Origin of the sequence: Lentibacter sp. XHP0401, assembly GCF_025751535.1 — a bacterium.
In the GTDB taxonomy this organism is placed as follows: domain Bacteria; phylum Pseudomonadota; class Alphaproteobacteria; order Rhodobacterales; family Rhodobacteraceae; genus Lentibacter.
The window spans coordinates 1-24,851 of sequence record NZ_JAOWLC010000018.1 but is presented as its reverse complement, the minus strand read 5'-3'; the positions used below and the strand labels follow the sequence as shown (position 1 = coordinate 24,851).

At 59.4% G+C, this 24,851-nt stretch carries 27 protein-coding genes; 15 read left to right on the top strand and 12 right to left on the bottom strand.

Annotation, left to right across the window (positions count from 1 at the left end):
* Positions 1 to 3 precede the first annotated feature (3 nt).
* Positions 4 to 1,356 carry a mechanosensitive ion channel family protein gene (locus tag OE750_RS17735; RefSeq protein WP_412176245.1) on the bottom strand — a complete coding sequence of 451 codons (1,353 nt, stop codon included), beginning with the start codon at positions 1,354 to 1,356 and terminating at the stop codon, positions 4 to 6.
* A 285-nt stretch (positions 1,357 to 1,641) separates the two neighbouring features.
* Here OE750_RS17735 and leuC point away from each other — a divergent pair, with 285 nt between their 5' ends.
* The 4 genes from leuC (at position 1,642) to OE750_RS17715 (ending at position 5,928) form a co-directional block, all read left to right on the top strand.
* A complete protein-coding gene (leuC, locus tag OE750_RS17730; protein WP_263765639.1) occupies positions 1,642 to 3,045 on the top strand; it encodes a 3-isopropylmalate dehydratase large subunit in 1,404 nt (467 codons plus the stop codon).
* Positions 3,045 to 3,650, top strand: coding sequence for a 3-isopropylmalate dehydratase small subunit (leuD, locus tag OE750_RS17725; RefSeq protein ID WP_263765638.1), 606 nt, complete (start codon positions 3,045 to 3,047; stop codon positions 3,648 to 3,650). The genes leuC and leuD overlap by 1 nt, the downstream gene beginning before the upstream one ends.
* A gap of 341 nt (positions 3,651 to 3,991) precedes the next feature.
* The gene (locus OE750_RS17720; protein WP_263765637.1) at positions 3,992 to 4,837 is read left to right on the top strand and encodes a hypothetical protein; all 846 of its coding nucleotides are present in this window, start codon (positions 3,992 to 3,994) and stop codon (positions 4,835 to 4,837) included.
* 110 nt (positions 4,838 to 4,947) lie between these two features.
* Complete coding sequence (locus OE750_RS17715; RefSeq protein WP_263765636.1) at positions 4,948 to 5,928, top strand: endonuclease/exonuclease/phosphatase family protein; 981 nt, start codon at positions 4,948 to 4,950, stop codon at positions 5,926 to 5,928.
* Here the strand turns inward: OE750_RS17715 and OE750_RS17710 are convergent.
* The gene (locus tag OE750_RS17710) at positions 5,860 to 6,762 is read right to left on the bottom strand and encodes an epimerase (protein WP_263765635.1); all 903 of its coding nucleotides are present in this window, start codon (positions 6,760 to 6,762) and stop codon (positions 5,860 to 5,862) included. The genes OE750_RS17715 and OE750_RS17710 overlap by 69 nt on opposite strands.
* Before the next feature lie 93 nt (positions 6,763 to 6,855).
* On the opposite strand from OE750_RS17710, the gene OE750_RS17705 reads away from it, so the two are divergent.
* The gene (locus tag OE750_RS17705) at positions 6,856 to 7,749 is read left to right on the top strand and encodes a LysR family transcriptional regulator (protein ID WP_263765634.1); all 894 of its coding nucleotides are present in this window, start codon (positions 6,856 to 6,858) and stop codon (positions 7,747 to 7,749) included.
* Between the two features lie 57 nt (positions 7,750 to 7,806).
* Positions 7,807 to 8,913, top strand: coding sequence for a 3-isopropylmalate dehydrogenase (gene leuB, locus OE750_RS17700; protein ID WP_263765633.1), 1,107 nt, complete (start codon positions 7,807 to 7,809; stop codon positions 8,911 to 8,913).
* A gap of 51 nt (positions 8,914 to 8,964) precedes the next feature.
* Here leuB and OE750_RS17695 read toward each other — a convergent pair whose 3' ends face one another.
* A complete protein-coding gene (locus OE750_RS17695; RefSeq protein WP_263765632.1) occupies positions 8,965 to 10,170 on the bottom strand; it encodes an NnrS family protein in 1,206 nt (401 codons plus the stop codon).
* Positions 10,171 to 10,245: 75 nt separating this feature from the next.
* Entirely contained in the window at positions 10,246 to 11,163 is a 918-nt protein-coding gene (pcaQ, locus tag OE750_RS17690) for a pca operon transcription factor PcaQ (RefSeq protein ID WP_263765631.1), read from the bottom strand.
* A gap of 96 nt (positions 11,164 to 11,259) precedes the next feature.
* Here pcaQ and pobA point away from each other — a divergent pair, with 96 nt between their 5' ends.
* The 5 genes from pobA to OE750_RS17665 are packed head-to-tail and all read left to right on the top strand — an operon-like array spanning position 11,260 to position 14,987.
* Positions 11,260 to 12,429, top strand: coding sequence for a 4-hydroxybenzoate 3-monooxygenase (gene pobA, locus OE750_RS17685; RefSeq protein WP_263765630.1), 1,170 nt, complete (start codon positions 11,260 to 11,262; stop codon positions 12,427 to 12,429).
* Positions 12,430 to 12,438: 9 nt separating this feature from the next.
* Positions 12,439 to 12,819: a 4-carboxymuconolactone decarboxylase gene (gene pcaC / locus OE750_RS17680; protein ID WP_263765629.1), complete on the top strand. Its 381-nt coding sequence runs from the start codon at positions 12,439 to 12,441 to the stop codon at positions 12,817 to 12,819.
* Complete coding sequence (pcaH, locus tag OE750_RS17675) at positions 12,816 to 13,541, top strand: protocatechuate 3,4-dioxygenase subunit beta (protein ID WP_263765628.1); 726 nt, start codon at positions 12,816 to 12,818, stop codon at positions 13,539 to 13,541. Before pcaC ends, pcaH begins: the two co-directional genes overlap by 4 nt.
* A 2-nt stretch (positions 13,542 to 13,543) precedes the next feature.
* Positions 13,544 to 14,146: a protocatechuate 3,4-dioxygenase subunit alpha gene (gene pcaG / locus OE750_RS17670; protein WP_263765627.1), complete on the top strand. Its 603-nt coding sequence runs from the start codon at positions 13,544 to 13,546 to the stop codon at positions 14,144 to 14,146.
* A 10-nt stretch (positions 14,147 to 14,156) separates the two neighbouring features.
* Entirely contained in the window at positions 14,157 to 14,987 is an 831-nt protein-coding gene (locus tag OE750_RS17665) for a 3-keto-5-aminohexanoate cleavage protein (protein WP_263765626.1), read from the top strand.
* Here the strand turns inward: OE750_RS17665 and OE750_RS17660 are convergent.
* The 4 genes from OE750_RS17660 to OE750_RS17645 are packed head-to-tail and all read right to left on the bottom strand — an operon-like array spanning position 14,973 to position 17,618.
* The gene (locus tag OE750_RS17660; RefSeq protein WP_263765625.1) at positions 14,973 to 15,593 is read right to left on the bottom strand and encodes a DUF1045 domain-containing protein; all 621 of its coding nucleotides are present in this window, start codon (positions 15,591 to 15,593) and stop codon (positions 14,973 to 14,975) included. The two genes, OE750_RS17665 and OE750_RS17660, sit on opposite strands and share 15 nt — an antisense overlap.
* A complete protein-coding gene (locus tag OE750_RS17655) occupies positions 15,593 to 16,381 on the bottom strand; it encodes a metal ABC transporter permease (RefSeq protein WP_263765624.1) in 789 nt (262 codons plus the stop codon). The genes OE750_RS17660 and OE750_RS17655 overlap by 1 nt, the downstream gene beginning before the upstream one ends.
* A complete protein-coding gene (locus tag OE750_RS17650) occupies positions 16,381 to 17,124 on the bottom strand; it encodes a metal ABC transporter ATP-binding protein (RefSeq protein ID WP_263765623.1) in 744 nt (247 codons plus the stop codon). The genes OE750_RS17655 and OE750_RS17650 overlap by 1 nt, the downstream gene beginning before the upstream one ends.
* Positions 17,121 to 17,618, bottom strand: coding sequence for a Fur family transcriptional regulator (locus OE750_RS17645; RefSeq protein WP_263765622.1), 498 nt, complete (start codon positions 17,616 to 17,618; stop codon positions 17,121 to 17,123). Before OE750_RS17645 ends, OE750_RS17650 begins: the two co-directional genes overlap by 4 nt.
* Before the next feature lie 66 nt (positions 17,619 to 17,684).
* Between OE750_RS17645 and OE750_RS17640 the strand changes: the two genes are divergently transcribed.
* The gene (locus OE750_RS17640) at positions 17,685 to 18,680 is read left to right on the top strand and encodes a zinc ABC transporter substrate-binding protein (protein WP_263765621.1); all 996 of its coding nucleotides are present in this window, start codon (positions 17,685 to 17,687) and stop codon (positions 18,678 to 18,680) included.
* 151 nt (positions 18,681 to 18,831) lie between these two features.
* Here OE750_RS17640 and speB read toward each other — a convergent pair whose 3' ends face one another.
* The 4 genes from speB to OE750_RS17620 form a co-directional block, all read right to left on the bottom strand.
* Positions 18,832 to 19,794, bottom strand: a complete 963-nt coding sequence (gene speB, locus OE750_RS17635) for an agmatinase (protein ID WP_263765620.1) — start codon at positions 19,792 to 19,794, stop codon at positions 18,832 to 18,834.
* Positions 19,791 to 20,624, bottom strand: a complete 834-nt coding sequence (locus OE750_RS17630) for a C40 family peptidase (protein ID WP_263765619.1) — start codon at positions 20,622 to 20,624, stop codon at positions 19,791 to 19,793. Before OE750_RS17630 ends, speB begins: the two co-directional genes overlap by 4 nt.
* The gene (locus OE750_RS17625) at positions 20,621 to 22,012 is read right to left on the bottom strand and encodes a leucyl aminopeptidase family protein (protein ID WP_412176244.1); all 1,392 of its coding nucleotides are present in this window, start codon (positions 22,010 to 22,012) and stop codon (positions 20,621 to 20,623) included. Before OE750_RS17625 ends, OE750_RS17630 begins: the two co-directional genes overlap by 4 nt.
* Before the next feature lie 83 nt (positions 22,013 to 22,095).
* Positions 22,096 to 22,476, bottom strand: a complete 381-nt coding sequence (locus OE750_RS17620; protein ID WP_263765617.1) for a hypothetical protein — start codon at positions 22,474 to 22,476, stop codon at positions 22,096 to 22,098.
* 141 nt (positions 22,477 to 22,617) lie between these two features.
* On the opposite strand from OE750_RS17620, the gene OE750_RS17615 reads away from it, so the two are divergent.
* The 3 genes from OE750_RS17615 to OE750_RS17605 all read left to right on the top strand — a co-directional run bounded on the left by OE750_RS17615 (position 22,618) and on the right by OE750_RS17605 (position 24,647).
* The gene (locus OE750_RS17615; RefSeq protein WP_263765616.1) at positions 22,618 to 23,265 is read left to right on the top strand and encodes a carbonic anhydrase; all 648 of its coding nucleotides are present in this window, start codon (positions 22,618 to 22,620) and stop codon (positions 23,263 to 23,265) included.
* A 92-nt stretch (positions 23,266 to 23,357) separates the two neighbouring features.
* A complete protein-coding gene (locus OE750_RS17610) occupies positions 23,358 to 24,332 on the top strand; it encodes a sodium-dependent bicarbonate transport family permease (protein ID WP_263765615.1) in 975 nt (324 codons plus the stop codon).
* Positions 24,333 to 24,335: 3 nt separating this feature from the next.
* Complete coding sequence (locus OE750_RS17605) at positions 24,336 to 24,647, top strand: P-II family nitrogen regulator (protein WP_263765614.1); 312 nt, start codon at positions 24,336 to 24,338, stop codon at positions 24,645 to 24,647.
* The last annotated feature ends 204 nt before the right edge of the window (positions 24,648 to 24,851 follow it).

Below are 24,851 nucleotides of genomic sequence, written 5' to 3'. Positions count from 1 at the left end.
GCCCTACCCTTTTTCCGCCGCATCCCCCAACATCCGCACTTCCCGCTGCGGGAACGGAATCGAGATATCGTTTTCCTGAAACTTGTCCCAAAGCGCGAGGTAAACATTACCGCGAATGTTGGTCAGCCCGCCCGTCGGATCCTTGATCCAGAACCGCAGGATATAGTCGACAGAACTGTCGCCAAATCCGACGATATGGCAAACTGGCGCCTTGTGAACCAACACCCGCTCAACCCCTTTGGCGGCTTCAATAGCCAGCGCGCGCACCTTGTGGGGGTCATCGCCATAAGCCGTACCGAAAAAGATATCCAGCCGCACAAAATCGTCCGAATGCGACCAGTTCACCACTTGTCCGGTGATCAAATCCTCGTTCGGAATCAGATACTCACGCCCGTCCCGCGTCACAACCGAGGTGTAGCGCGCGCCCAGCGTGTTGATCCAGCCGAAGGTCTCGCCAAGGCTGATCACATCCCCCGGTTTGATTGATTTATCGAGCAGAATGATCACACCCGACACAAGGTTCGAGACCACTTTTTGCAAACCGAAACCAAGGCCCACACCGATTGCACCGGAGAGAACAGCAAGCCCCGTCAGGTCCACGCCCGTGGCGCGCAGCCCGACAAACAGCGCCAACCCGTAAAGCCCGACCTGCGCAAACTTGATGACCAGCACCTGCATACTCGGGCTGATATCCTCGTTGCGCCGCACCCCGCTGGCCATGGATTTCGAGACAAACCGCGCAAGAAACAGCAATACAGCAAGGGTGAAAACCGCCTGCGCCACCGTCCAGAGAGAGAGCCGCAAACTGCCCAGTTCAATGGCAACAGAATCCATAAGTGAGCGGGCTTCTTCGGTGATCCCGAGCACCATCAATGTCGCCCAGGTCCAGCCCGCATATCGCACTAGAGTGCGTAGAAATCCGTTGTTTATCAGACGGGTAACGATCGTGATCACAATCCACGCAAGCGCAAGATTGGCGATAATTCCCAGTATATAGGTGCGTGATGGCCATGTAACCTCCCGCATAACCCAAACCAGCGGAAAGATCATGAGAACAAAGAAAAACAGCCTGAGCCTGCGGTAAACCAACAGCAGGAACCTGAGTTGCCACTTCGGCCAGTTCTCCCGCGAGCGCATCCAGTTGTTAAAGCGCGGCGCAAAAAAACTGGCCAGCAAATGCGCCACAACAAACACCACAAGAGCAATGCCGATCTGATAAGCATTCCACGGCCGCATAAGGCCTTCCAGAAAAACCTGTGCCTTTCCCGCAAGCGAGAGAGCAATCTCCTGTGCCTCGCTCACCACAACTTCGCTCACCTGTCCAACATCAGGCTCCGCTGGCCCGCTGGCCTCCATTGGGTTTGCATTTGTTGCTGCCGTTGTCTCGTTTTCCATGGGCGCTCTTTTTCTTTCCAGAGTTACACGGCTGCGCACGTCGGGCAAGGGCAAGCCTAGCAAACTCTTGCAGTGCGAGCTTCCAGTCTATATCTGCTAAGCCATGACACGGATATTCGACATCGACGACCGCGCGCGCCTGCGTGAGCGATTCTTCTCTGAAGAGCGTCTCGTCGCAGCGTGCCTCTAAGCGCGCTCCCTCACGTCACAACCGCCCAACCCAATTCACAACACGGGAGAGGACCCATGTCCCCCAAAACGCTCTATGATAAAATCTGGGATGCCCATGTCGCGCATGAAGCCGACGATGGCACCTGTCTGCTCTACATTGACCGCCACCTTGTTCACGAGGTCACATCACCACAGGCTTTTGAAGGCCTGCGCCTGACGGGCCGCAGCGTGCGCGCCCCCGATAAAACAATCGCTGTGCCCGATCACAATGTCCCCACAACGCTTGACCGCGCCAAAGGGATCGAGAACGAAGAGAGCCGCATTCAAGTTGAAGCTCTGGACAAGAACGCCAAGGATTTTGGCGTGCATTACTATCCTGTCTCCGACGTGCGCCAAGGCATCGTGCATATTGTTGGCCCCGAGCAGGGCTGGACCCTTCCGGGCATGACAGTTGTCTGCGGCGACAGCCACACAGCCACCCATGGCGCTTTCGGCGCACTGGCCCACGGCATCGGCACTTCCGAGGTCGAGCATGTGCTTGCCACCCAAACGCTGATCCAGAGCAAATCCAAAAACATGAAGGTCGAGATCACCGGCAAGCTGAAGCCAGGTGTCACCGCGAAAGACATTACACTGGCCGTGATCGGCGAAACAGGCACAGCAGGCGGCACAGGATATGTCATCGAGTATTGCGGTGAAGCGATCCGCGATCTCTCGATGGAAGGCCGCATGACCGTGTGCAACATGGCCATCGAAGGTGGCGCCCGCGCAGGGCTCATTGCGCCCGACGAGACAACTTACGCCTATGTCAAAGGCCGCCCCCACGCCCCCAAAGGCGCACAATGGGAAGCTGCCCTCAACTGGTGGAAGACCCTCTACACAGACGAAGACGCCGTCTTTGACAAGGTTGTCACCCTCAAGGCCGAAGACATCGAGCCGGTCGTCACTTGGGGCACATCGCCCGAAGACGTGCTGCCCATCACAGGCGTCGTGCCTGACCCCGCCAGTTTCAAGGGCGGTAAAGTCGACGCCGCCAAACGCGCACTTGAGTATATGGGCCTCACAGCGGGCCAAAAGCTCACCGATATTCAGATCGATACGGTTTTCATCGGCTCCTGCACCAACGGGCGCATCGAAGATCTGCGCGCCGCGGCTGCAATCTTGAAGGGTAAAAAGATCAAAGACGGCATGCGTGCCATGATCGTTCCGGGTTCGGGCCTTGTCCGTGCGCAGGCCGAAGAAGAAGGCCTGGCCGACATCTTCAAAGAGGCCGGCTTCGAGTGGCGCCTCGCGGGCTGCTCCATGTGCCTCGCGATGAACCCCGACCAACTGGCCGAAGGCGAGCGCTGCGCCGCCACTTCAAACCGCAACTTCGAAGGCCGCCAAGGCTACAAGGGCCGCACACACCTCGTGTCGCCCGCCATGGCCGCCGCTGCCGCAATCACAGGCCACCTCACAGACGTTCGGGAGATGATGTAATGGAAAAGTTCGAAAAACTCTCAGGCATTGCCGCGCCGATGCCGCTCGTGAATATCGACACCGATATGATCATCCCCAAGGTGTTTCTGAAGTCGATTGCCCGCACAGGCTTCGGCAAAAATCTCTTTGACGAGATGCGCTACAATCGCGATGGCACCGAGATCGAAGACTTCGTGCTCAACAAGCCCGCTTACCGTGAGGCCCAGATTCTTGTTGCGGGCGATAACTTCGGCTGCGGTTCCTCGCGCGAGCATGCCCCGTGGGCGTTGGCCGATTTCGGCATCAAGGCGGTTGTCTCAACCTCCTTCGCCGACATCTTCTATAACAACTGCTTCAAAAACGGCATCCTTCCTATCGTGCTGCCGCAAGAAGCGGTTGATGTGCTCATGCAAGACGCCGAAAAAGGCGCCAATGCGCGCATGGACATTGATCTTGAAGCCCAGACAGTCACCACATCCGATGGCGAGAGCTTTGCGTTTGAAGTTGACGCCTTCAAGAAGCACTGCCTCATGAACGGCCTCGACGATATCGACCTGACTCTGGAAAAGGCCGCCGCAATCGACACATTCGAGGCCGCGGCCGCGCAAGCGCGCCCTTGGGTCTAAGCCATCAGAAGCGGCCATGAGACACCCTTATGGCCGCTTCACCGACATTTTGATTAAAACTTTCCAAACCTGCCCCTATGGGCTCTCCGGCCAGTTCACACCAAATCTAGTAAAACTGTTTGCGTTCGCCACATTTGTGAACCGTGAATGATGCAATCTCGCACCACTTCCTCCCTTAAAACGCCCCATTTCCAAGCTCTTATCAGTCCATGACTTGAGCTGGGAATCGAAAGAAGGCAAAAATTGGGCAAGATTGAGGCATACCGCCATAAAGAGCGGATTCAAGTTGGAACAAGGACGCGGCATCGTATCGCGACCGACCAAGTTGAGAGGATTGGGCAGTGTTCACACGTGTAACAGGCGCAGCTTTGCGCGCAGTATTGATGGCTTTGCTGGTGCTTATGCCGTCTCTTTTGCTACCCAACGTCAGTGCCGATACAAGCCAGATCACCGTGCTGGTCGCGCTTTTGGCGTTTTTGATGACATTCATCGAATATTACAGCCAATACCCTTCAATCGTTGAATTCCGCTATGCCTCGCCGTTCAACCGGCTGCGCTTTCTGGCGCTGTTTGTTTCGGTCACGCTGCTATCTGTCATTCTGGCCAGCACCTCAGGGTCCGGCGGCATGGCAGGCGTGCTGCACAAAATCGGAACAGCTTGGGGCGGCGCACTTGATTTTCCTTTTTCCCCTGTCCGCCTCATGGTGCTGATGATGCCCGAGCAAGCCTCGGAACAGCTCATCACCTCCGTGCGCATTTCTGCGGGCATTGCTTACATGATCTCTCTGGTCACCCTGCTTGTCTTCGTGACAATGGTCCGCCTGCTCGGCTGGCCCACACGCAATCGCGCCTTCAACGTCTGGATCAACCTCCCCCTGTTTGATCCGACAGCAGGTGGCGATGTCGTCCACCGCCTCAAAAGAGATGCAGGCCTTAACATTGTGTTAGGGATTTTGCTGCCATTCTTGATCCCAGCGATTGTGAAAGCCGCATCAAGCTTCATTGACCCGATCTCGATGCAGAGCCCACAGACCTTGATCTGGATGATGACAGCATGGGCCTTCCTTCCTGCCAGCATGATCATGCGCGGCATCGCCATGGGGCGCATCGCCGAGCTGATCGAGGAAAAGCGCAATCGCGCCTATTCCGAGGTGGAAAAAAACGGAATGCAAACAGCCTCGGCCTAACGCTTCTTACGCTCCTTTTCCTTGCAACACATAGCGCGCCGCTCTGGGCAACAGAGCTGCGCGTTGCCTTTTTCAGTGCGGGCCTTAGCCGCAAAGGCCCCGGGCTTCTCTTGCGCGACATCGGCAAACAAGAGGCACAGGTTCTCGCCGCCCGTGATGTGATCGCAAAAGCCAATCCCGACATCCTCGTGCTCGCAGACTTTGACTACGACGCAGAGCTGAAGGCGCTCAAAGCCTTCGCTGGCCTGCTCGCAGACAAAACCAAGCCTTACCCATACGCCTTCGCCCGCCGCCCCAATACGGGCTGGGCCACCGGGCTTGATATGGACGGCGATGGCCGCCTCGGAACCCCGCGCGATGCGCAGGGCTTTGGTTATTATGCAGGCCAGGGCGGGCTGGCCGTACTCTCTCGTTTGCCATTTGATGAAGCGGGGTTGCAAGACTTCTCTGCCCTCCTGTGGCGCGACTTTCCCGAAGCCCTCTTGCCCACGCACGCAGACGGCGCGCCCTTCCCGTCTGAAGACGCCCTCGCGGCACAACGCCTCTCGCATACGGCGCATTGGTCCCTGCCCGTCACACTTCCCAAAGGTCCGCTCACCCTGCTCATTTCCCAGGCGACACCACCCGTCTTTGACGGCGAGGAGGACCGCAACGGCAAGCGCAACCACGACGAAAACGCCCTCTGGCTGCACCATATCGAAGGCCGTCTCGGCACGCCGCCTGCCGGTCCCTTCATTCTGGCTTTCGGAGCCAATCTCGACCCCGCCGATGGCACAGGGTGGCGCGAAGTCATGCGAAGCCTGCTCGCTCACCCCAAGCTGCAAGACCCTCGCCCCGAGAGCGAGGGCGCAGCACTTGAGGCCACTCCGGCACACCTCGGCGACCCTGCCTTGGATACGGCCGACTGGAGCGAACCCACCAACGACACAGTCGGCCCCGGCAACATGCGCGTCGATTTCGTTCTGCCTTCGGCGGATATCAACGTGACAAATGCGGGGATCTACTGGCCTGCGCCCCCCTCCTCAGGCCACGCGCTCGCCCTCGCGGCCAGCCGCCATCGCCTTGTCTGGGTTGATATCAAACTGCCGTAAAACATCGCGCAGCGGCGTGTCTTCAAACTCGGGCAGAAGCGCCTTCAGCTTGCGCCCCGAAAGCGCATGTGGCGTGTTCCAAAGATAGCGCATCTCGACAAGCTCGCGTGCAAGCTCCCAAAACGGCGCGGCAAGCCGCATCATCCGCCACGGAAACGCGCTATACCTTAGCACGCGCCCTGTTATCTGCTCCATATCTGCCTTAAGCGCATCGAGCGAAAAGGCGTGCCCAGCAAAGGGGATGTCTTCATAGCCCCCCAGTTCGGCACGCTTTTCCGCCAACATCACTGCCGCGCGCGCCCAATCGGGCAGATAGGCATAGGCTTGCAGCGTTGCCGGATCGCCCATCGCACCCACCTTGCCCTTCGCCAGCTTGGGCACAATCAACATCGAAAAGACATCGCCGTTCTTGTCAGGGTCAATGAAATTTCCCGCCCGCAGATTGATCACCTGCACGCCGCTTTGTGCATAGAGCACTTCCATTTCGGCGCGGATCACCCCCTTGCGTGACGTAGGCCGATGCGGCGTGTCTTCCGACCATGTCCCGCCCGTATTCCCGAACACGTACACATTTCCGGGGAGAATAACCGTTGCCCCGCTCGCCTTCGCCGCGGCAATCACCTCTTCGGTGATCGCAGGGATAAGCTCCGCCCAGTTGTGATAGTTTGGCGGGTTCAGCCCGTTGACGATCACATCACATCCCATCGCCGCCTCGGCCATATTGCCAGCTTTGCGTTCATACATACGGCAGCGCCAGCCCGCCGCCTCAAAGGCCCGTTTCGCATGCGCGCCGATCTTGCCGGATCCGCCCAAAATCAATGCTGTCTGTGTCATGTTTCTCTCCTGTGACATCTCTCACAGGTAAGTTGATCCATTCTCTTGTGACTATAAATTGCCATATTTCGCCTATATGCTATTCATATATGAATGGATAATCACATCGCTTCTCTCAACTGGTCGCTGGTTCAGACCTTTCTCGCTGTTGCCGAAGAGGGCTCGCTTTCGGCGGCTGCGCGCAAGCTTGGCCAGAGTCAGCCAACCCTTGGCCGCCAGATCAAACAGATCGAAGCCGCGCTTGAAGCCGAGCTTTTCATCCGTCAGCCGCGAGGTCTCTCGCTCACCACAACAGGCCGGCAGATGGTCGTGCCCGCCCGCCGGATGCGCGAGGCCATGAACAGCATCGCCCTCACCGCCGCAGGCACAAGCGCGCGCGCCGAAGGCACGGTCCGCCTCACGGCAAGCCATGTGGTCGCGCAGTTTTTTCTGCCCGACATCCTCGCAAAGCTGCGCGAGACCCATCCCGCCATCCACATCACACTCATTCCCTCTGACGTTCAGGAAAACCTGCTCTTTCGCGAAGCCGACATCGCCGTGCGCATGTTTCAAAGCTCCCAGCTGGATATCGTCACCCGAAAGCTCGGCGCGCTCGATCTCGGGATATACGCCGCCCCAGGTTATCTCGCGCGCAAAGGGCGGCCGCACTCCATTGAAGACTTTATCGATCACGACATCGTCGGCTATGACAAAAGCGGGCTGATCCTGCAGGGGATGCGCGCCTTGGGCCTGCCCGCCGAGAAAATTACCTTCGCCACCAAATGCGATGATCAGGTGACCTATCTTGAACTTGTGCGCCAAGGCTGCGGCATCGGCTTTTGCCAAACCGCAATCGCACAAGCCTCAGGCCTTGAGGAAATTTTGCCCGACTTTCCCATTCCGCCACTGCCCGTCTGGCTCGCAACGCCCGAGGCGCTGCGCCGTGTGCCACGCATCAGCGTGGTTTGGGAGGCGCTCAAAACAGGCCTTGCACCTTATGTTTCTTGACCCTTCCCGCGGCAGCCGCTAGCTCAGAGCCAAGCTATTCAAACGAGGAACCACATCATGAGCAACCCTTCGCTTCTTATCCTTCCCGGTGACGGCATCGGCCCCGAAGTTATGGCCGAGGTCCGCAAGGTCATCGACTGGTTTGGCAAAAATCGCGATCTCGCCTTTGACGTGAGCGAAGACCTTGTCGGCGGTTCGGCTTACGACAAACACGGCACACCGCTGCATGACGACACGATGGCCAAAGCCCAAGAGGTTGATGCCGTTCTGCTCGGCGCGGTCGGTGGCCCGAAGTATGATGCGCTCGACTTTTCCGTAAAGCCCGAGCGCGGCCTCCTGCGCCTGCGCAAAGAGATGGACCTGTTCTCAAACCTGCGCCCCGCGCAGTGCTTTGATGCGCTGGCCGACTTCTCATCGCTCAAAAAAGACGTGGTCGCCGGCCTTGATATCATGATCGTGCGCGAACTCACCTCAGGTATCTACTTTGGCGAACCGCGCGGCATCTTCAAAGAAGGCAACGAGCGCATCGGCATCAACACCCAGCGCTACACCGAGTCAGAAATCGCCCGAGTCGCCCGCTCGGCCTTCGAGCTTGCCCGCAAACGCGGCAACAAAGTTTGCTCGATGGAAAAAGCCAACGTCATGGAATCAGGCATTCTCTGGCGCGAAGTTGTCACCGAGGTGCACCAAGCCGAGTATGCTGATGTCGAACTGTCGCATATGTATGCCGACGCTGGCGCCATGCAGCTCTGCCGCTGGCCCAAGCAGTTTGATGTCATCGTCACCGACAACCTCTTTGGTGACCTTCTTTCAGACGCCGCCGCGATGCTCACAGGTTCGCTCGGCATGTTACCCTCCGCCTCGCTTGGCGCGCCTATGGCCAATGGTCGCCCCAAAGCGCTCTACGAGCCGGTGCACGGCTCCGCGCCCGATATCGCTGGCCAAGGCAAAGCCAACCCGATTGCCTGTGTGCTCAGCTTCGCCATGGCGTTGCGCTACAGCTTTGATCAGGGCGAAGAGGCCGATCGTCTTGAAAAAGCCGTTGAGAAAGTGCTCGCCGATGGCGCACGCACGGCCGATCTGCTCGGCGAAGATGGCGCAAAACCAATCAGCACCTCCGAGATGGGCGATGCCATCGTCGCGGCACTCACAGCCAGCCTCTAAGGCATTCCCGATAACCAGAAGCGGCTCCGCACCTTGCGGAGCCGTTTTGCTTTAAGCCTTCGCAGGTTTTGGCCGTAGCAACAGGCGGCCATAGATCAAAGCAAACCCGCCAAAAGCGCCGATCCAAAGCAACCCCGAAATATTGTAAAGCAGGCTCGCCGCCTCGGGCCAGACAGCCGCCGCGACCCGCAGGGCAACCGCCCCGATGAGGCCCAGATAAATCGCCAAAGTAGCGGTATCCGCCCGCAAGTCCTGCCCCGTGTGTCCAAGCGTAGCGCGGGTCATCACCGCCACGGTCATCAAACCAAAGGCTCCAGCCATCCAGACATGCTGCGCCCCTGTCACCGTCAGCCACTCTGGCCGCAGAATGCTCACGCCCTCCACAAGCGCGCCCAGTGGAATAAAAGCATAGCCCAAATGCAGCACCCACAGGAGCGGCTCACGCAAAGCTTGCGCACCTTCCCAGCGGATCAACCGTATCAGATGAAGCGCCCCCACAAGCACAAGTGTCACACCCGTCAGCGGATGTGCAGGCACGCCAACCCACAGCGCAAGCGCCGCCGTCGTGGCAACCATCACGGCTTTGTCAAACTGCTGCATCGGCGGCACAGGCAGCCGCACGGCCTGCTGTTTGGCAAGCCAGTTGCGCGTGAAGCTCGGCACAATCCGCCCGCCAATCAGCGCAATCATCAATACAACCGCAGCCACGCCAAGGCGAAGCCCATAACCCTGCGCTGCGTATGCGCCCTGTGCCGCTTCGATATGAAAGGTCAGGTTGGCAACCGTAAACACCGCCAAAAGCACCAGTACCACAAGGTTACGCCAGTTCTTGCCCGCAAGAATTTCGCGCAGGATCACCCCGCCCAAAACGATGGAAAAAGCAAGATCCACCCCCTCGGCAACACCCCCGGGCCACCAAGCCGATGTCGCCAACGCCACGCGACCGGCCAGCCAGATCGCAAACAAAACAGCCAGCCCCCAGCCGACAACAGGCATCCGCCCCGTCCAGTTCGGCACAGCGGTCAGCAAGAAACCGGCAATCACAGCGCTCAGATACCCAAACAAAAACTCATGTGCATGCCATGAGACGCTGTCCAGACTGCTCGGCAATTCCAATGCGTCGGCAAGCTGCGCAATCCACAGGATCATGGCCAAAGCGGCCCAAACCGCACCAAACAAGAAAAATGGCCTGAACCCGTAGGTAAACAAAGCCGGCCCGGTCCATGCGCGCATTTTGTCAGATGTTGTCTTTGCCATGGTCCAGGTTCCTCCCTTGCCTTCGCCGCAACGCTAACATCACATTTCACAGCGCGCGAGGGTAAAGCACAGCTCTCAAACCAGCAGCCCCAGCGCCTCCACCGCCTCGCCCAAAACCGTGCGAAAGAGCTGAACCGCAGGTGAGGTATCCTCCTCCGCCCGCGTCATAATCCCCACTGGCCCCGCTGTTATCCCCGTATCAAACGGCAGCTTCTCCAGCAGGCCACTTTCGATATCGCCCGCCACAACACTTTCGGAAATGATCCAGACCGCCTCGCTCGTCCGCGTCAGCCCGCGGCCATAATCACCCGATACGCTTTCAATCCGGTGAGGCAACTCGCCAACACCTTCAGCAATAAAAAGCCGGTCCACCAGTGGCCTGATCGCCGCGCGCTCGGACGGGTAAATCACAAGCTGGTCCCGCAGCGCCTCAAGTCGCGTTGCCCCGCTGAGGTTGTGTCCTGCGCGCGCAACAAAAACCACCTGCTCACTGTAAAGCGGCGTAAAGCTGGTCCCCGCCATGGTCGCAGGTGGCCCCATCCGCCCGACAACCAGATCAAGCGCCCCCGTCCGCAGCCGCTCCATTAAAAAACCGTGCGGCCCGTCTTCCACCTTCAGCACCGTCTCTGGCTCATGGCTGCGAAACTTCAGGCTCGCCAGTGGCAGCACACGCGCTGCCACGCTCGGCATCGCACCCACATTCAGCGCCCCCGCGCCGCCTTTTTGAAGCCTTGTGACCCCGTCAAACCCCTGCCTCAGCGCACTCAGGCTCGCCTCTGCACCCTTAAGAAAAACAACGCCCGCCGCGCTCAGCTCCACACCGCCGCGCCCGCGACTCATAAGGCTCGCGCCCAGAATATCCTCCAGCTCCTTCAGTATCTTGGAGATCGCAGGCTGCGTCAGCCCAAGCGCCTCGCCCGCGCCCTTAAGGCTCTTCTGGCGGGCAATCTCGACAAAGGCCTCAACATGACGAAGCTTAATGCGGCGGTCCATAACTTTCCTTTTTAAGAAACTATAAGGCTGATTTATTCATTTTACATAACAATTAAGGTCAGTAAACTCCCTTCAACACCACAAAAGGCAAGCCCCATGCGTACCCAAGTCGTCATCATCGGCGGCGGCCCCTCTGGCCTCCTCCTCGGTCAACTCCTTCACACACAAGGCATCGACGCTGTGGTGCTCGAGCGCAAAACGCGTGATTATGTCTTGGGTCGCATCCGCGCAGGCATCCTTGAGGTCGGTATGGTCAACCTCATGCGCGAAGCAGGCGTTGCCGAGCGGCTCGATGCCGAAGGATTCATCCATAACGGCGCAATCATTTCCTACGGCGATGAAGAGTTCGAGGTGAACTTCAAAGAGCACACCGGCACATCCGTTGTCGTCTATGGCCAGACCGAAGTGACCCGAGATCTTTACGATGCCCGCGAGGCCGCTGGCCTGCAAACCGTCTTCAATGTCGAGCAGGTGCAAATCCACGGCGCAGACACCGACAAAGCCTATGTCACCTACGATATCAACGGTGCAGAACACCGCATCGACTGTGACTTCATCGCTGGCTGCGATGGCTTCCACGGCGTCTCGCGCCAGACGATCCCCCTCACTGTGCGTCGCGAATATGAAAAGCTCTACCCTTTCGGCTGGCTCGGCATCCTCTCGGAAACACCCCCCGTCAACGACGAACTGATCTACGCCGCCTCCGAGCGCGGCTTCGCCCTCTGCTCCATGCGCAACGCCAAGCTTTCGCGCTATTATATCCAGTGTTCCCTCTCTGACAGCCCCGAAGACTGGACAGATGATGCCTTCTGGCAAGAGCTCAAGCGCCGCATCCCCGCCCATCACGCTGAAAAGCTCGTGACAGGCCCAAGCATCGAAAAGTCCATCGCCCCGTTGCGCAGCTTTGTCACCGAGCCCATGCGCTGGGGCCGCCTCTTCCTCTGCGGTGATGCCGCTCATATCGTCCCGCCCACGGGCGCGAAGGGCCTTAACACAGCGGCAAGCGATATTCACTATCTCTTCCAGGGCTTCAAACAGCACTACCTTGAAAAAAACAGCGCAGGGCTGGACAGCTACAGTGAAAAAGCCCTCGCCCGCGTCTGGAAAGCCGAGCGCTTTTCGTGGTGGATGACCAACCTTCTACACCGCTTTCCCGTTCAGAATGAATTCGATCTCAAAATGCAAAAGGCCGATATCGACTTTCTGCGCAGCAATAAAACGGCGCAAAGCGTCATGGCGCAGAATTACGTTGGTTTGCCTTACTAGGAGCTTTAAATGACCGACCGTTACACCAAAGGCATGCAAGTGCGCCGCCGCATCCTCGGCGAAGATCATGTCGCCCGTGCCGAGGCTGCCAAAACCGAATTTGACACCCCCTTTCAAACCCTCATCACCGAGACAGCCTGGGGCAATGTCTGGGCTTCTGATGGCATCCCCGAGCGCGAGCGCTCCATGCTGACCCTTGCGCTTCTCGCCGCCTTGGGCAATTTTGATGAAATCCCGATGCACATCCGTGCCACAGCCCGCACGGGCGCGAGCAAAACCGATGTGCTTGAGGTGTTCCAGCATGTCGCGCTCTACGCAGGCGTGCCCCGCGCCAACCACGCGCTGAAACTGGCCAAAGAGACATATGCCGAAATGGAGGCAGACAGATGAAACCAGCCGAGTTCTACCAACGTGATCGCAACTGGCACGCGCCGGCCCTCACGCCAGCTTACAAAACATCTGTCGCCCGCTCGCCGCGCTATTCGCTGATCTCGCTTGAGAACACTCCAAGCGAGATCAGCGGCCCGCGTTTTGGCCACAATGATATCGACCCGCTCGACAACGACCTCTTGAATAATTACGCCAAAGCAGGCGAAAGCCCCATAGGCGAGCGTATCATCATCCATGGCCGCGTGCTCGATGAAAACGCCCGCCCAGTGCCAAACACTCTGGTCGAGATCTGGCAGGCAAACGCCGGCGGACGCTACCGACACAAAAAAGATACCTACCTCGCCCCGATTGATCCCAATTTCGGAGGCTGCGGCCGCACCATGACCGATGCAGAAGGCTACTATTACTTCCGCACCGTCAAGCCCGGCGCCTACCCGTGGCGCAACGGTATTAACGATTGGCGCCCCGCACATGTCCACTTTTCAGTTTTCGGCACGGGCTTTGCTCAACGCCTCATCACCCAGCTTTACTTTGAAGGCGACCCGCTCATCGCCCGCTGCCCGATTGTGCAAACAATCCCCGATCCTGCGGCCATAGACCAGCTCACCGCCAAGCTCGACATGAACGCAACAATCCCGCTTGATACCATCGCCTATCGCTTTGATATCGTCCTGCGCGGGCGGCGCTCGACACTCTTTGAAAACAAGCTGGAGGGGAATTGATTATGAGCAATACGCCCAAATACCTCAAAGAAACCCCCTCCCAAACAGCTGGCCCTTACGTGCACATCGGCCTCGCGCCGGGCGCGGCTGGCTTTGATATCTACCGCGAAGAGCTCGGCCATGACATCGCCGGCCCCAATGCGGCAGGCGAGCGTATCCGCGTCGAAGGCTTGGTCATCGACGGCACAGGCGCGCCCGTGAAAGACGTGCTGCTTGAAGCATGGCAAGCCAATTCCGCAGGCGTCTACGCCCACCCCGAAAGCGCGGGCGACGTTGAAGAAGGCTTCAGTGGATGGGGCCGTGTCATCACCGATTTCGCGACAGGCGAGTGGGGCTTTGACACGGTCAAACCAGGGGCAACCCTTGGTCGCCACGGCCAGATGCAGGCGCCGCACATCAACCTCTGGATCGTTGCGCGCGGCATCAATGTGGGCCTCAATACGCGGCTCTATTTTGACGATGAGGACAACACGGCTGATCCCGTTCTCAACTCTATCGAATGGGAGCACCGCCGCGCCACCCTTGTGGCCAAGCGCACAGGCGATACCTACCGCTTCGACATCCGCCTCCAAGGCGAAGACGAAACCGTATTCTTCGACATTTAAGGCAAATCACATGACCAAACCCTGCATTCTCTGCTGCGCCATCACAGGCTCGGTTCCCACCAAAGCGAACAATCCTGCCGTGCCAACCACAATCACAGAGCAGGTCGAAAGCTCCCTCGCAGCCATCGAAGCAGGTGCAAGCATCATCCACGCTCATGTGCGCAACGCCGATGAAACACCCACCTCCGACCCCGAGAAATTTGCCGAGCTGCAAGCCCAGCTCAAAAAGCACGCCCCCGAGGCGATCATACAGTTCTCGACAGGCGGCCGCTCCGGCGCAGGCCAGGAGCGCGGCGGGATGCTGTCCTTACGCCCCGATATGGCTTCGCTCTCCGTCGGGTCCAACAACTTCCCGACGCGGGTCTATGAAAACAGCCCCGACCTTGTCGCATGGCTCTCTTCCGAGATGGTCAAATACGAAATCACCCCCGAGGTGGAGGCGTTTGACCTCTCCCACATCCTCGGCGCAATCCGTATGCACGAGCAAGGAACACTCTTCGGTAAGCTCTATGTGCAGTTCGTTATGGGCGTCAAAAACGCCATGCCAGCAGACCGCGAAGTGTTCGATTTTTACGTTCACATCATGAAAACCCGCGCGCCAGAGGCCGAGTGGTGCGCCGCTGGCATCGGGCCCAATCAGGTTGTGGTTAATGAATGGGCCATAGCTGCAGGCGGCCACACCCGCGCAGGGCTGGAAGACAACATGAGGCTCGACCGCGACACCCTCGCGCCGTCAAACGCCGCGCTGATAGCGCGCGCAGCAGACCTCTGCGCCAAATACGAGCGCCCCGTGGCAACTCCGGCCCAAGCGCGCGAAATCCTCGGGCTACGCCCCGCCTAAAGCAAACCGCTTGATGACACGAAACTGCCCGCCGGCGTCCTCGCCACAGAGGCAAATCGTGTTCACAGCATACGGCGCGCTCACATCAGGCAGCACCGCACGCAGCTCAGCCTCCGCACTTTCACGTGCAGCTTTCGCCACAGGCCCCGTCAGCGTCAGGTGAAAGCGGAAGTCGTCGAGCACATAGGGGTAGCCCCAGCGTTTCAGGTTCTCCACCTGCCGCTCTGGCATATTAGGCCGCAGCTTGCGCACGTATTCCGCCTCACTCATAGGTGCGCGGAAGGCTTCAAGCTCAAGCACACAGGCGCCGGAAAGCGCACGCAGTGCCGCCGTCTCGCCCTTCGGCACAAGCGCAAAAAAGCTGCCGAGCCGCGCCAGCTCCAATTCAATTTCAACAGGCCGAAGCCCCGCGGCAAGCGCCTTCACTGCCCCCGCCAAACCGCCCTCGCTCTGCCCCTCGGCCAGAGCAAAAGGCGCTTTCAATGTCGCATGAAAGCCATAGCGCGAAGGCTGCGCCACAAGCTCGCGCCCGTTGCCCAGCCATGCCGTGCCAAACGCCCCAAGAGCACCCTCTGGACAGTGATAAACCGCATAACGCTTATACATCAGCGGCCCCGCACTTTGGCCACGATCATCGAAAGCGCAAAGGCAATCGCCGCTGTGCAGACAATGCTTGGCCCCGCAGGCGTATCAAGCCAAAGTGCTGCGCGCAGCCCGGCCACAGCCGCCAGCGCGCCAAAGCAAAGCGACAATGCAATCATGGCCTCGGGGGTGCGCACATGCGGGCGCGCACTCGCGGCAGGAATAATCAGAAGCGCCGTGATCAAAAGCGCGCCAACGGCCTTGATTCCGACAGCCACAACCAGCGCCAGCGCCATGATCAGCCCCATTTCCTCAAGCTTCGTGTTATATCCGCTGGTCTCGGCCAGATCAGGGCTCAAAACCCATGTCACAAGTGCCTGCCAGCGCCAGATAAGCCAAAGAACAACGGCAGCGACAACGCCCCAGATCAGCGCCAGATCAGCGCGAGAAACGGTCAGAACATCGCCGAACAGATAGGCCTCCACCTCCACACGCGGCCCCGCCATCGCCACAGCCACAAGACCAAAAGCAAGCGCCGAGTGTGCAATCACACCCAGCGAGCTATCCGCACTCTGGCTGCGCCGCGTCAGCCCGATAAACAACACGGCAACAAGCAACGCCGCCAGCAAAACGCCGACAAAGATCGAAATATGAAAGCCCAGCGACAGCGCCACACCCAGAATGGCGGCATGCGCCATCGCATCCCCGAAATAGGCCATCCTCCGCCAGACAACAAATGGCCCAAGCGCGCCCGCAGCCAGCGAAACGCCAAGGCCCGCCAGCCCCGCGCGCATCAGAAAGTCATTCAGCATCAGTGGTTTTCCTCATGTTCATGCGCGCAGGTTTCGTCATGCACATGGTCGTGCTCATGGCGGTAAAGCGCCAGCGCGCCCTGCGTGCCGGTGCCAAACAGGCGGCGGTATTCCGGCGCATTGCGCACAATCTCGGGGGTCCCCTCACAGCAGATGTGCCCGTTCAGGCAAATCACCCTGTCTGACGCGCTCATCACCACATGAAGCTCGTGGCTCACCATCAAAACAGCGCAGCCGATCTCGGCACGCAACTCTTCAATCAGCCGGTAAAAGTCGGCTTGCCCCTGTTGGTCCAAACCCTGCGTCGGCTCGTCCAGCATCAAGATATCAGGTTCCACAATCAGCGCCCGCGCCAGCAAAACCCGCTGCATCTGCCCGCCAGAAAGCCCCGTAAGGCTGCGTTGCTTCAACGGAGCTATAGCGACCCGCTCCAAAGCGCGGTCTGCAGCAGCCTCACTCACCCGTCGCGGCACATCCAGAAAGCGGCGCACCGTCATCGGCAAGCTCGCCTCAAGCTCAAGCTTCTGCGGCACATAGCCGATCTTGAGGCCGGCTTCTTGCTTCAACTCACCGTTGCTGGGCTTCAATACCCCTGCAAACATGCGCAAAAGAGTCGATTTTCCAGAACCGTTCGGCCCCACAATCGTAACAATCTCGCCACGCTCGATCGCAAGGTTTACATCATGCAAAACCACTTCCGAGCCGAAGCTTTTCGAAAGCCCCCGCGCCTCGATCAGACTCATGCCTTGTCCTCGGGAATGCACGCAGGGCAAAGTCCCTCCGCCTCGATCACCATCGATTCAATCTGAAATCCCGCCGCTCCGGCACTTCGGCGCAGAGGCGATTGCGGCTCCGCTTCGGCCACAAGTCCGCAGTCACGGCAGATCATAAACGCCGCATCATGCGCACGCCCCGGATGGGAACAGGCCACAAATGCGTTCAGCTTCTCGATACGGTGGGCAAACCCGTGTTCAACCAGAAAACCCAAAGCGCGGTAGGCCACAGGCGGCTTTGATCCAAGACCCTCTGCCGCCAGACGCGCAAGCACATCATAAGCCCCAAGCGCCTCATGGCTCTCCAGCAATATTTCAAGCACCCGTTTGCGCACAGGCGTAAACTGGAGCTTGCGCGCTTCACACACGGCCTGCGCCTTTGCCATCGCCTCGGTTTTGCAATGCGCATGATCATGCGCACCAAATCCGACCGGAGCCGGGGGGGTGGTTTTTTCGGGTTTCATACCTTGACTCATAATGTTATGTTATAACAAATCACCCAACACGTCTACCCACTTTCAGGAGTCACCATGTTAAAGTACCTTACCGTTTGCAGCACCCTGCTCGCAACACCTCTCGCCGCCGAATCCCCGAGAATCGTTACTGATATCCCGCCTGTGCACAGCCTCACCGCCCAGGTCATGGGCGATCTGGGCACACCGGAGCTGCTCACAAAGCCCGGCACATCTCCTCACGGCCACGCGCTGCGCCCGTCCGAGGCCAAGCGCCTGCAAGACGCCGATCTCCTGGTTTGGGTCGGCCCTCTCATGTCCCCGTGGCTCGACAAAGCCAAAGGCGAAATGGCCCCCGATGCGGCCAGCCTTCCCCTTATGCAAGCCGCTGGCATCACCCTTCTCGACAAGCGTGGCGCGCATAATCACGACCACGGGCATGACCATGGCGACGAAGCCCATGAAGCGGCAGAAACGCACGAGGAAGGGCATGATCACGATCATGACGAGCATAAGGACGAACACGCCCACGACGATCACGCAGATGAAGTCGCCGAAGATATCCGCAAAGACTCACATGTCTGGCTAGACCCGGAGAATGCCGTTATCTGGTTGCCACTCATCGCCGAAGAACTCGCCAAACTTGACCCTGACAATGCCGCGGCCTACCGCGCCAACGCAATGGCAGCGGCCGAAGCGATCAAAGCTCAAATCGCCGAAACAACCGCGCGCCTTGCGCCCTTTGAAGGCGGTGAATTCCTCACAGCACATGATGCCTATCAATATTTTGAAGCCCGCTTCGGCCTCACGTCACACGCCGCTGTCACCGACGCCGATGATCAGGATGCGGGCCCTGCACATTTGCGCGAGTTGCTTACAGAAGCCCCCGATTTGGGCTGCTTCGTTACCGAGCCAAGCACACCCGAAGCAAGCATCCAACTCATCACCGAAACGCTCGAAATTCCCGCAGTCGAGATCGACCCGCTCGGCGCAGAGCTGCCCGTCGGCGCAGGCCATTATAACGCGCTGATGAACAATCTCGCTGAAGGCTTCGAAGCCTGCCTCAGGCGCTAACAGGCTTCGGGCTCACGTCACACCTCCCTTAAGCCCGAAACACCTCAGTCAACTTCTTCTGTTCAAAAATACCTCAGGGGGAGTTAGGGGGAGTTTGAGGGGGACGGCGTCCCCCTCAACTGGTCGGATTTGGCAAAGCCAAATCCGAAGCCTACAACGCACGCGACGCGGCCATCTGACAGAGCATTTCGAACATGATCGAAACACCAAGGAAGGCCGTGCCGCCACTGGCATCAAACGGGGGCGAGACTTCAACAAGGTCCGCCCCCACTAAGTTTACACCCGTCAGCCCCCGCACCACCTGCAACGCCTGATAAGAGTTCGGCCCGCCCACTTCCGGCGTGCCTGTTCCGGGGGCAAACGTCGGGTCGACAAAGTCGATATCATAGCTCAGATAAGTCGCGCCTTTGCCTGCAATCTCGCGTGCCTCGACCATCACATCTTCCGCCCCGCGGGCATGAAACTCCTCAATCGGAACGATACGTATGCCCTCGGCTCGCGCAAAATCACGGTCCTCGCTGTCATACTGCGTCCCGCGAATGCCAATCTGGATCACCCGCTTCGGGTCAAGCAATCCCTCTTCGCAAGCGCGGCGAAACGGCGTACCGTGGGTATACATCGTGCCGTCGAAATACGAGTGAAACAGGTCGGTGTGGCTGTCAAAATGGATCATCCCGACAGGTGCTTTTTCGGCCACCGCCCGCAAGATCGGCAGAGATGACAAATGATCGCCTCCCGCCGTCAACGGGACAATCCCGGCAGCGATAACCTCTTTATAAAACGCCGTAATCCGTTGCATGCTGTCGGCAATATCCGCAGGGTTCGGCCCCACATCTCCAAGGTCCGCACAGTTCAGCGCCTCAAACGGGCGTATCCCGCTCACGCCATGCTCCGCCCGGATCATCGTAGACGCATCCCGCAACTGTCGCGGTCCGTGCCTCGGGCCGGGGCGGTTGGTCGTGCCGCTATCCCAGGGCACGCCAATGATACCCACATCCACATCAGCCCAGCGCTCGCTTCCCCGCGCCAGATGCGGCAGGCGCATAAACGTCGGAATCCCCGCAAAGCGCGGCAGGTCCATGCCTGAAACGGGTTGGAAAAACGTATCGCTCATAACAGCTCCTTAAGTCTCTTGCGCGCGGTGACGGGTCCGTCGCCCTGCGCCTCAATCCGCGCAATCGCCGCTTCAATCGGTTCGTAAGCCACCGCCATGTGATGCGCATTGGCATGAAGCAAGGTCGCCTCGTCAGACACCCAGGCCACGTGCCCTTTCCAGAACAGCAAATCTCCGCGCTGAAGCGTCGCATCCTCCGCCAAAGCCTCGCCAAGCCGGGCTTCCTGCATGTCGGAATCACCTGCACAGGCAATCCCGCAGGCCGTGCAACCCGCCTGCACAAGACCCGAGCAATCAATGCCAAAGGCCGAGTTCCCGCCCCAAAGATACGGCGTGCCAATGAGCCGTTCGGCCACAGTCACAGGGTCGGTCTCCGGCTCCATCCCGCTCAAATGCACCAGCGGCACAAACCCCTCGGGGATCTTGGCAAAACCCTCCTGCTCACGCAAAACCCGCAGGGTCGAGCCCATGCTCAGGCTCGCCCGATCAGGGCTTTTAATATCGGCCTGCGTATAAATATGCGTGGCCCGCGCGCTCACACGGTGGGTCGCGTCCCTCACCGCACCGAGGCTCCCGGCAGGCAAATATCCGACATAGCCGTCCAGCGCGCTCTCGACATAGGCCCAGCCATCAAGCTCTTCATACACCTGGACAGCCTGCCCCGACAGCAACTGGCGGTCCCGCTTGCCATCCGGCGCGCGCATAAGGTCGGCAACAGGCACCATCACCTGACGCGCCGCTCCCTCGACAAATTTCTCGGCCTCGACTTGCCCCTGCAAGCGCTCGGCAGCCACGCGCCCGTTGTTCGGTGTTGTGCGACGGTCCATCATAGTTCCAATACCTCTGGCAAGGCTTCAAGAAGCGCACGCGCCGCCATCCCGACGCCCCCCTTGGGCCGCGCGGGCTTGGCCGCAGGGTTCCAGCCATAGATATCAAAATGCGCGTAATTCACATCCCCCGCAAAGCGCCGCAGGAAAAGCGCCGCCGTTATACACCCTGCAAAGCCCCCGCTCGGCGCGTTATCGAGGTCGGCAATACCGGGCTCGATCATTGTCTCGTAAGCCTCCCAGAACGGCATCCGCCAGACAGGGTCTTGCGCCGTTGCCGCGCCAGTTTCCAAAGCACTCACAAAGCCTTCATCGTCAGAGAAATACGGCGCAAGGTCAGGCCCGACCGCGACACGCGCCGCGCCTGTCAGCGTCGCCATCGAGATCATCAGATCAGGCGTGCCCTCCGCACCAAAGGCCAGCGCATCGGCCAGCACAAGCCGCCCCTCGGCGTCGGTGTTGTTAATCTCGACAGTCAGCCCCTTGCGGCTTGTCAGGATATCTCCGGGCCTGAAGGCATTACTGCTCACCGCGTTTTCCACCGCAGGGATAAGCACCCGCAACTGCACCTTCAGCTCCAGCGCCATAATCATATGCGCAAGGCCAAGAACAGTCGCAGCGCCACCCATATCCTTCTTCATCAGCGCCATAGAAGCACCGGGCTTCAGATTGAGCCCGCCTGTGTCAAAGCACACCCCCTTGCCCACAAGTGTCAGCTTCGGCCCGGCCGCGCCCCAGCGCATGTCAATCAGCCGTGGCGCTTGGTCACTTGCGCGGCCAACCGTGTGAATAAGCGGAAAGTTCTCATCCAAGAGCGCCTCGCCGCGGATGACATGAAACTCCGCACCATGCGCCTGCGCCAACTCGCTCGCCGCCGCCTCAAGCGCCACAGGCCCCATATCGTTCGCTGGCGTGTTGATCAGATCGCGCGTCAGCGCCTCGCCCTTGGCAATCGCCTCGATCTTGGCGGCGTTCATACCTTCAGGCGCTAAAAGCCGCGCCGCCGGGGCTTTCGCCTCGGCATAACGGTCAAACACATACTGCCCCAAAAGCCAGCCCAGCGCCTCGGCCTCAAGCTCGGGGCCCTCAAGCGTGCTCACCAGCTTATAGTTCCCCTCGGGCAGCCTCGCCGCCGCCGCCGCCAAGGCAAACCGCCCGCGTTTGCGCGCCGCCACATCGCCATAGCCCGCCAGCGCACAAAGCATGCTGCCGTCGGTCGCGGGCACAGCCAGCGCCTCGCCCGGCTTTGCAGCAAAGCCCGCACCCTTTACCCACGTTTTGACAGGCACGCTCTGCTGCCCAAGCCAGGCTTCAAGCCCGTCCGCCTCCAGCAAATAAAGCGGCGTCGCATCAACATCGACAGAGGCAAATTTCAAGTCCACAGGTTTCAAGTCCACGGGGTAGCATCCTTTGGCTGGTTTCAAAAATCAGCCTAATGCAACTTGCAAACGAGAGTGAACCTTAAACTTCCCCCTCAGATCGAAAGGTCCTGCGCCTGCCATATCTCGGTGAGCGAGCTTTCCCCCGCACGCATCAGCCTTTGCACCACAGCAGCCAGCGCGGTGCTGTCGCCGGCATCGACACATATCAGCACATCCCCCGCAACCCGCGCCAACATGCTCATCCCGATCTGCCCCGCAATCGCACTCATGGAGCGCACGGTTTTGCGCATCATATCAATCTGGTGACTGCGATACAGCCGGTCAACCTGCGCCAGCTTCACAGCCAACTCTTCCATCGCGCGGCAGATAATATCCTCCGCTGCCGCATCACCCAGCTCTGCATACAGCCCCTCAAGCGTCTCTGCGTTCAGCTCTATAGGCTCGCTCATCGCAAGCATCGTTATCTGTTTCATAGTCTCACCCTTTGGTTCTTGCCCCACGGCACGGACCAATATGGCAGGCAAACCCTCGCAAATGGTTTACCTCCAAGCGCGTTTTCTCTCGAATTATCCGCGAATACCGCCTATTCAGGTTCAAACCAAACAGGACAAACCATGCAACACGCCAAACCCTTGCCCTCATACCTTGTGCAGCGCTATCACGGCTGGCACGCCACAACCTATGTTGAAAACGAAGCCTGGTATCGCCGCCTTGCCGATGAAGGCCAGCGCCCGCGTGCCATGGTTATCTCCTGCTGCGACAGCCGTGTGCATGTCACCTCGGTTTTCGGCGCCGATCAGGGTGAGTTTTTCCTGCATCGCAACATCGCAAATCTCGTGCCGCCCTATAAGCCCGATGGTGCACAACACGGCACATCCGCCGCTGTCGAATATGCGGTGAGTGCGCTCAAAGTCGCGCATATCATCGTGCTGGGGCACTCAAACTGCGGGGGCGTTCAGGGCTGTCTTGACATGTGCTCGGGCAAAGCACCCGAGCTGGAAGAGAAAACATCCTTCGTCGGCCGCTGGATGGATATCCTGCGCCCGGGCTACGAGAATGTGAAAGGCCTGCCCGAAGCCGAGCAACCAGACGCGCTCGAAAAAGAGGCTGTGCTCGTCTCGCTGTCAAACCTCATGACATTCCCCTTCATCGCCGATGATGTCAAAAGCGGCAAGCTTACGCTCCATGGCCTCTGGCACGACATCGCCGATGGCGCTGTTGAGCAATATCATCCCGAAACAGGCAGCTTCACCGCAATCTGAGCACTGGCCCGTAAAAAAGCGCGAGCAACACTTCCCTTAGCGAAAATGTCGCCTATTTAGGTACAAATTTGTGAAAAGAAACGAGGGACACCATGGCAGAGATTCTGGCACTGGCAGCTGACAACCTGCTCTCTCCCATCGTTCTCTGCTTTGCCCTTGGCCTTGCCGCTTCGCTCGCCAAATCCGATCTTTCGGTCCCCGAGGCCGCCGCCAAGGCGCTCTCGATCTACCTTCTCTTCGCCATCGGCTTCAAAGGCGGAGTCAGCGTCGCAGCGCACGGGGTTGATCTCACCCTTGGCCTCAGTCTCGTCGCAGGTGTCATCCTCTCGGCCCTCCTGCCGCTCCTGGCCTTCATACTCCTGCGCGCCATGTCGGGGCTTGACAGGCTCAACGCCGCCGCCGTGGCCGGCCACTACGGCTCGATCTCGATCGTTACATTTGTCGCCGCCACCTCGGTGCTCGAAAGCAGCGGAATTGCGGCCGAAGGCTATATGGTCGCCGTTGCTGCCGCCATGGAAGCCCCCGCCATCCTCTCCGCGCTCTGGCTCATCTCGCGTGGCGGGACAGGCCGTATGGACGCAGGCCTCTGGCGCGAAATCATGCTCAACGGTTCCATCGTCCTGCTGGTCGGCGCGTTCTTTATCGGCATGATCACAGGCGAGGACGGCCTCGCCGAAATCAGCAGCTTCGTCGTCGCCCCCTTCAAAGGCGTGCTCTGCCTGTTCTTACTCGATATGGGCCTCGTCGCAGGCCGTGGCCTCGCCAAAGGCGGCAAGCTGCTCGGCTGGGGCAGCATCGCCTTCGGCATTGTCATGCCACCCATCGGAGCGGCCCTCGGCCTGTTGGCCGCGCTCCTGCTCGGCCTCAGCCTCGGCGGCACAGTCCTCATGATGACGCTCTCGGCCTCCGCCAGCTATATCGCCGTGCCCGCTGCCATGCGCGTGGCCCTGCCCGAGGCCAACCCGAGCATCTATCTCACGCTCTCTCTCGGCGTGACCTTCCCGTTCAATCTCGTGCTTGGCATCCCGCTTTACCTCGCGGTCGCCAGCTTTGTCTTCGGAGTCTGAGCCATGCAAACCCACAAAGCCAAACGCGTCGAAATCACCATCGAGAAAATCATGCAAACCCGCCTGACCGCCGCGCTCACAGGCGCAGGTGTGCACGGCTACACCATCCTGCCGGTCTACGGCGGCTCCGGCCGCTCGGGCGAATGGACGCGCTCGGGCCAGGTCAGTCGCGCCGAAGGCATGGTGCAAGTCATCTGCATCGTGCGCGAAGAGCGGCTCGATACGCTGCTGACCGCCGCCTTCAAAGTCGTTGAAAAACACATCGGCGTGGTCAATATCACCGATTGTGAAGTCCTGCGCGCCGAAAGGTTCTAAGCCCCGTCACGGCGCCAGGAATCGCCGCCGCCCCTTCTTTCTTATTGCTCCAAATATCCCAAGGGGGGCACGGGGGGACTGGTCCCCCCGCTTCGGTCGGCATATAGCACAGCGAAAAAACGCAACCCCGCGCTGCAGCACCTTGACCCCCCGCCCCGCCCCCCGATACTTGAGCGTCACGGCCGGGGTGGCACCCCCGCCCAC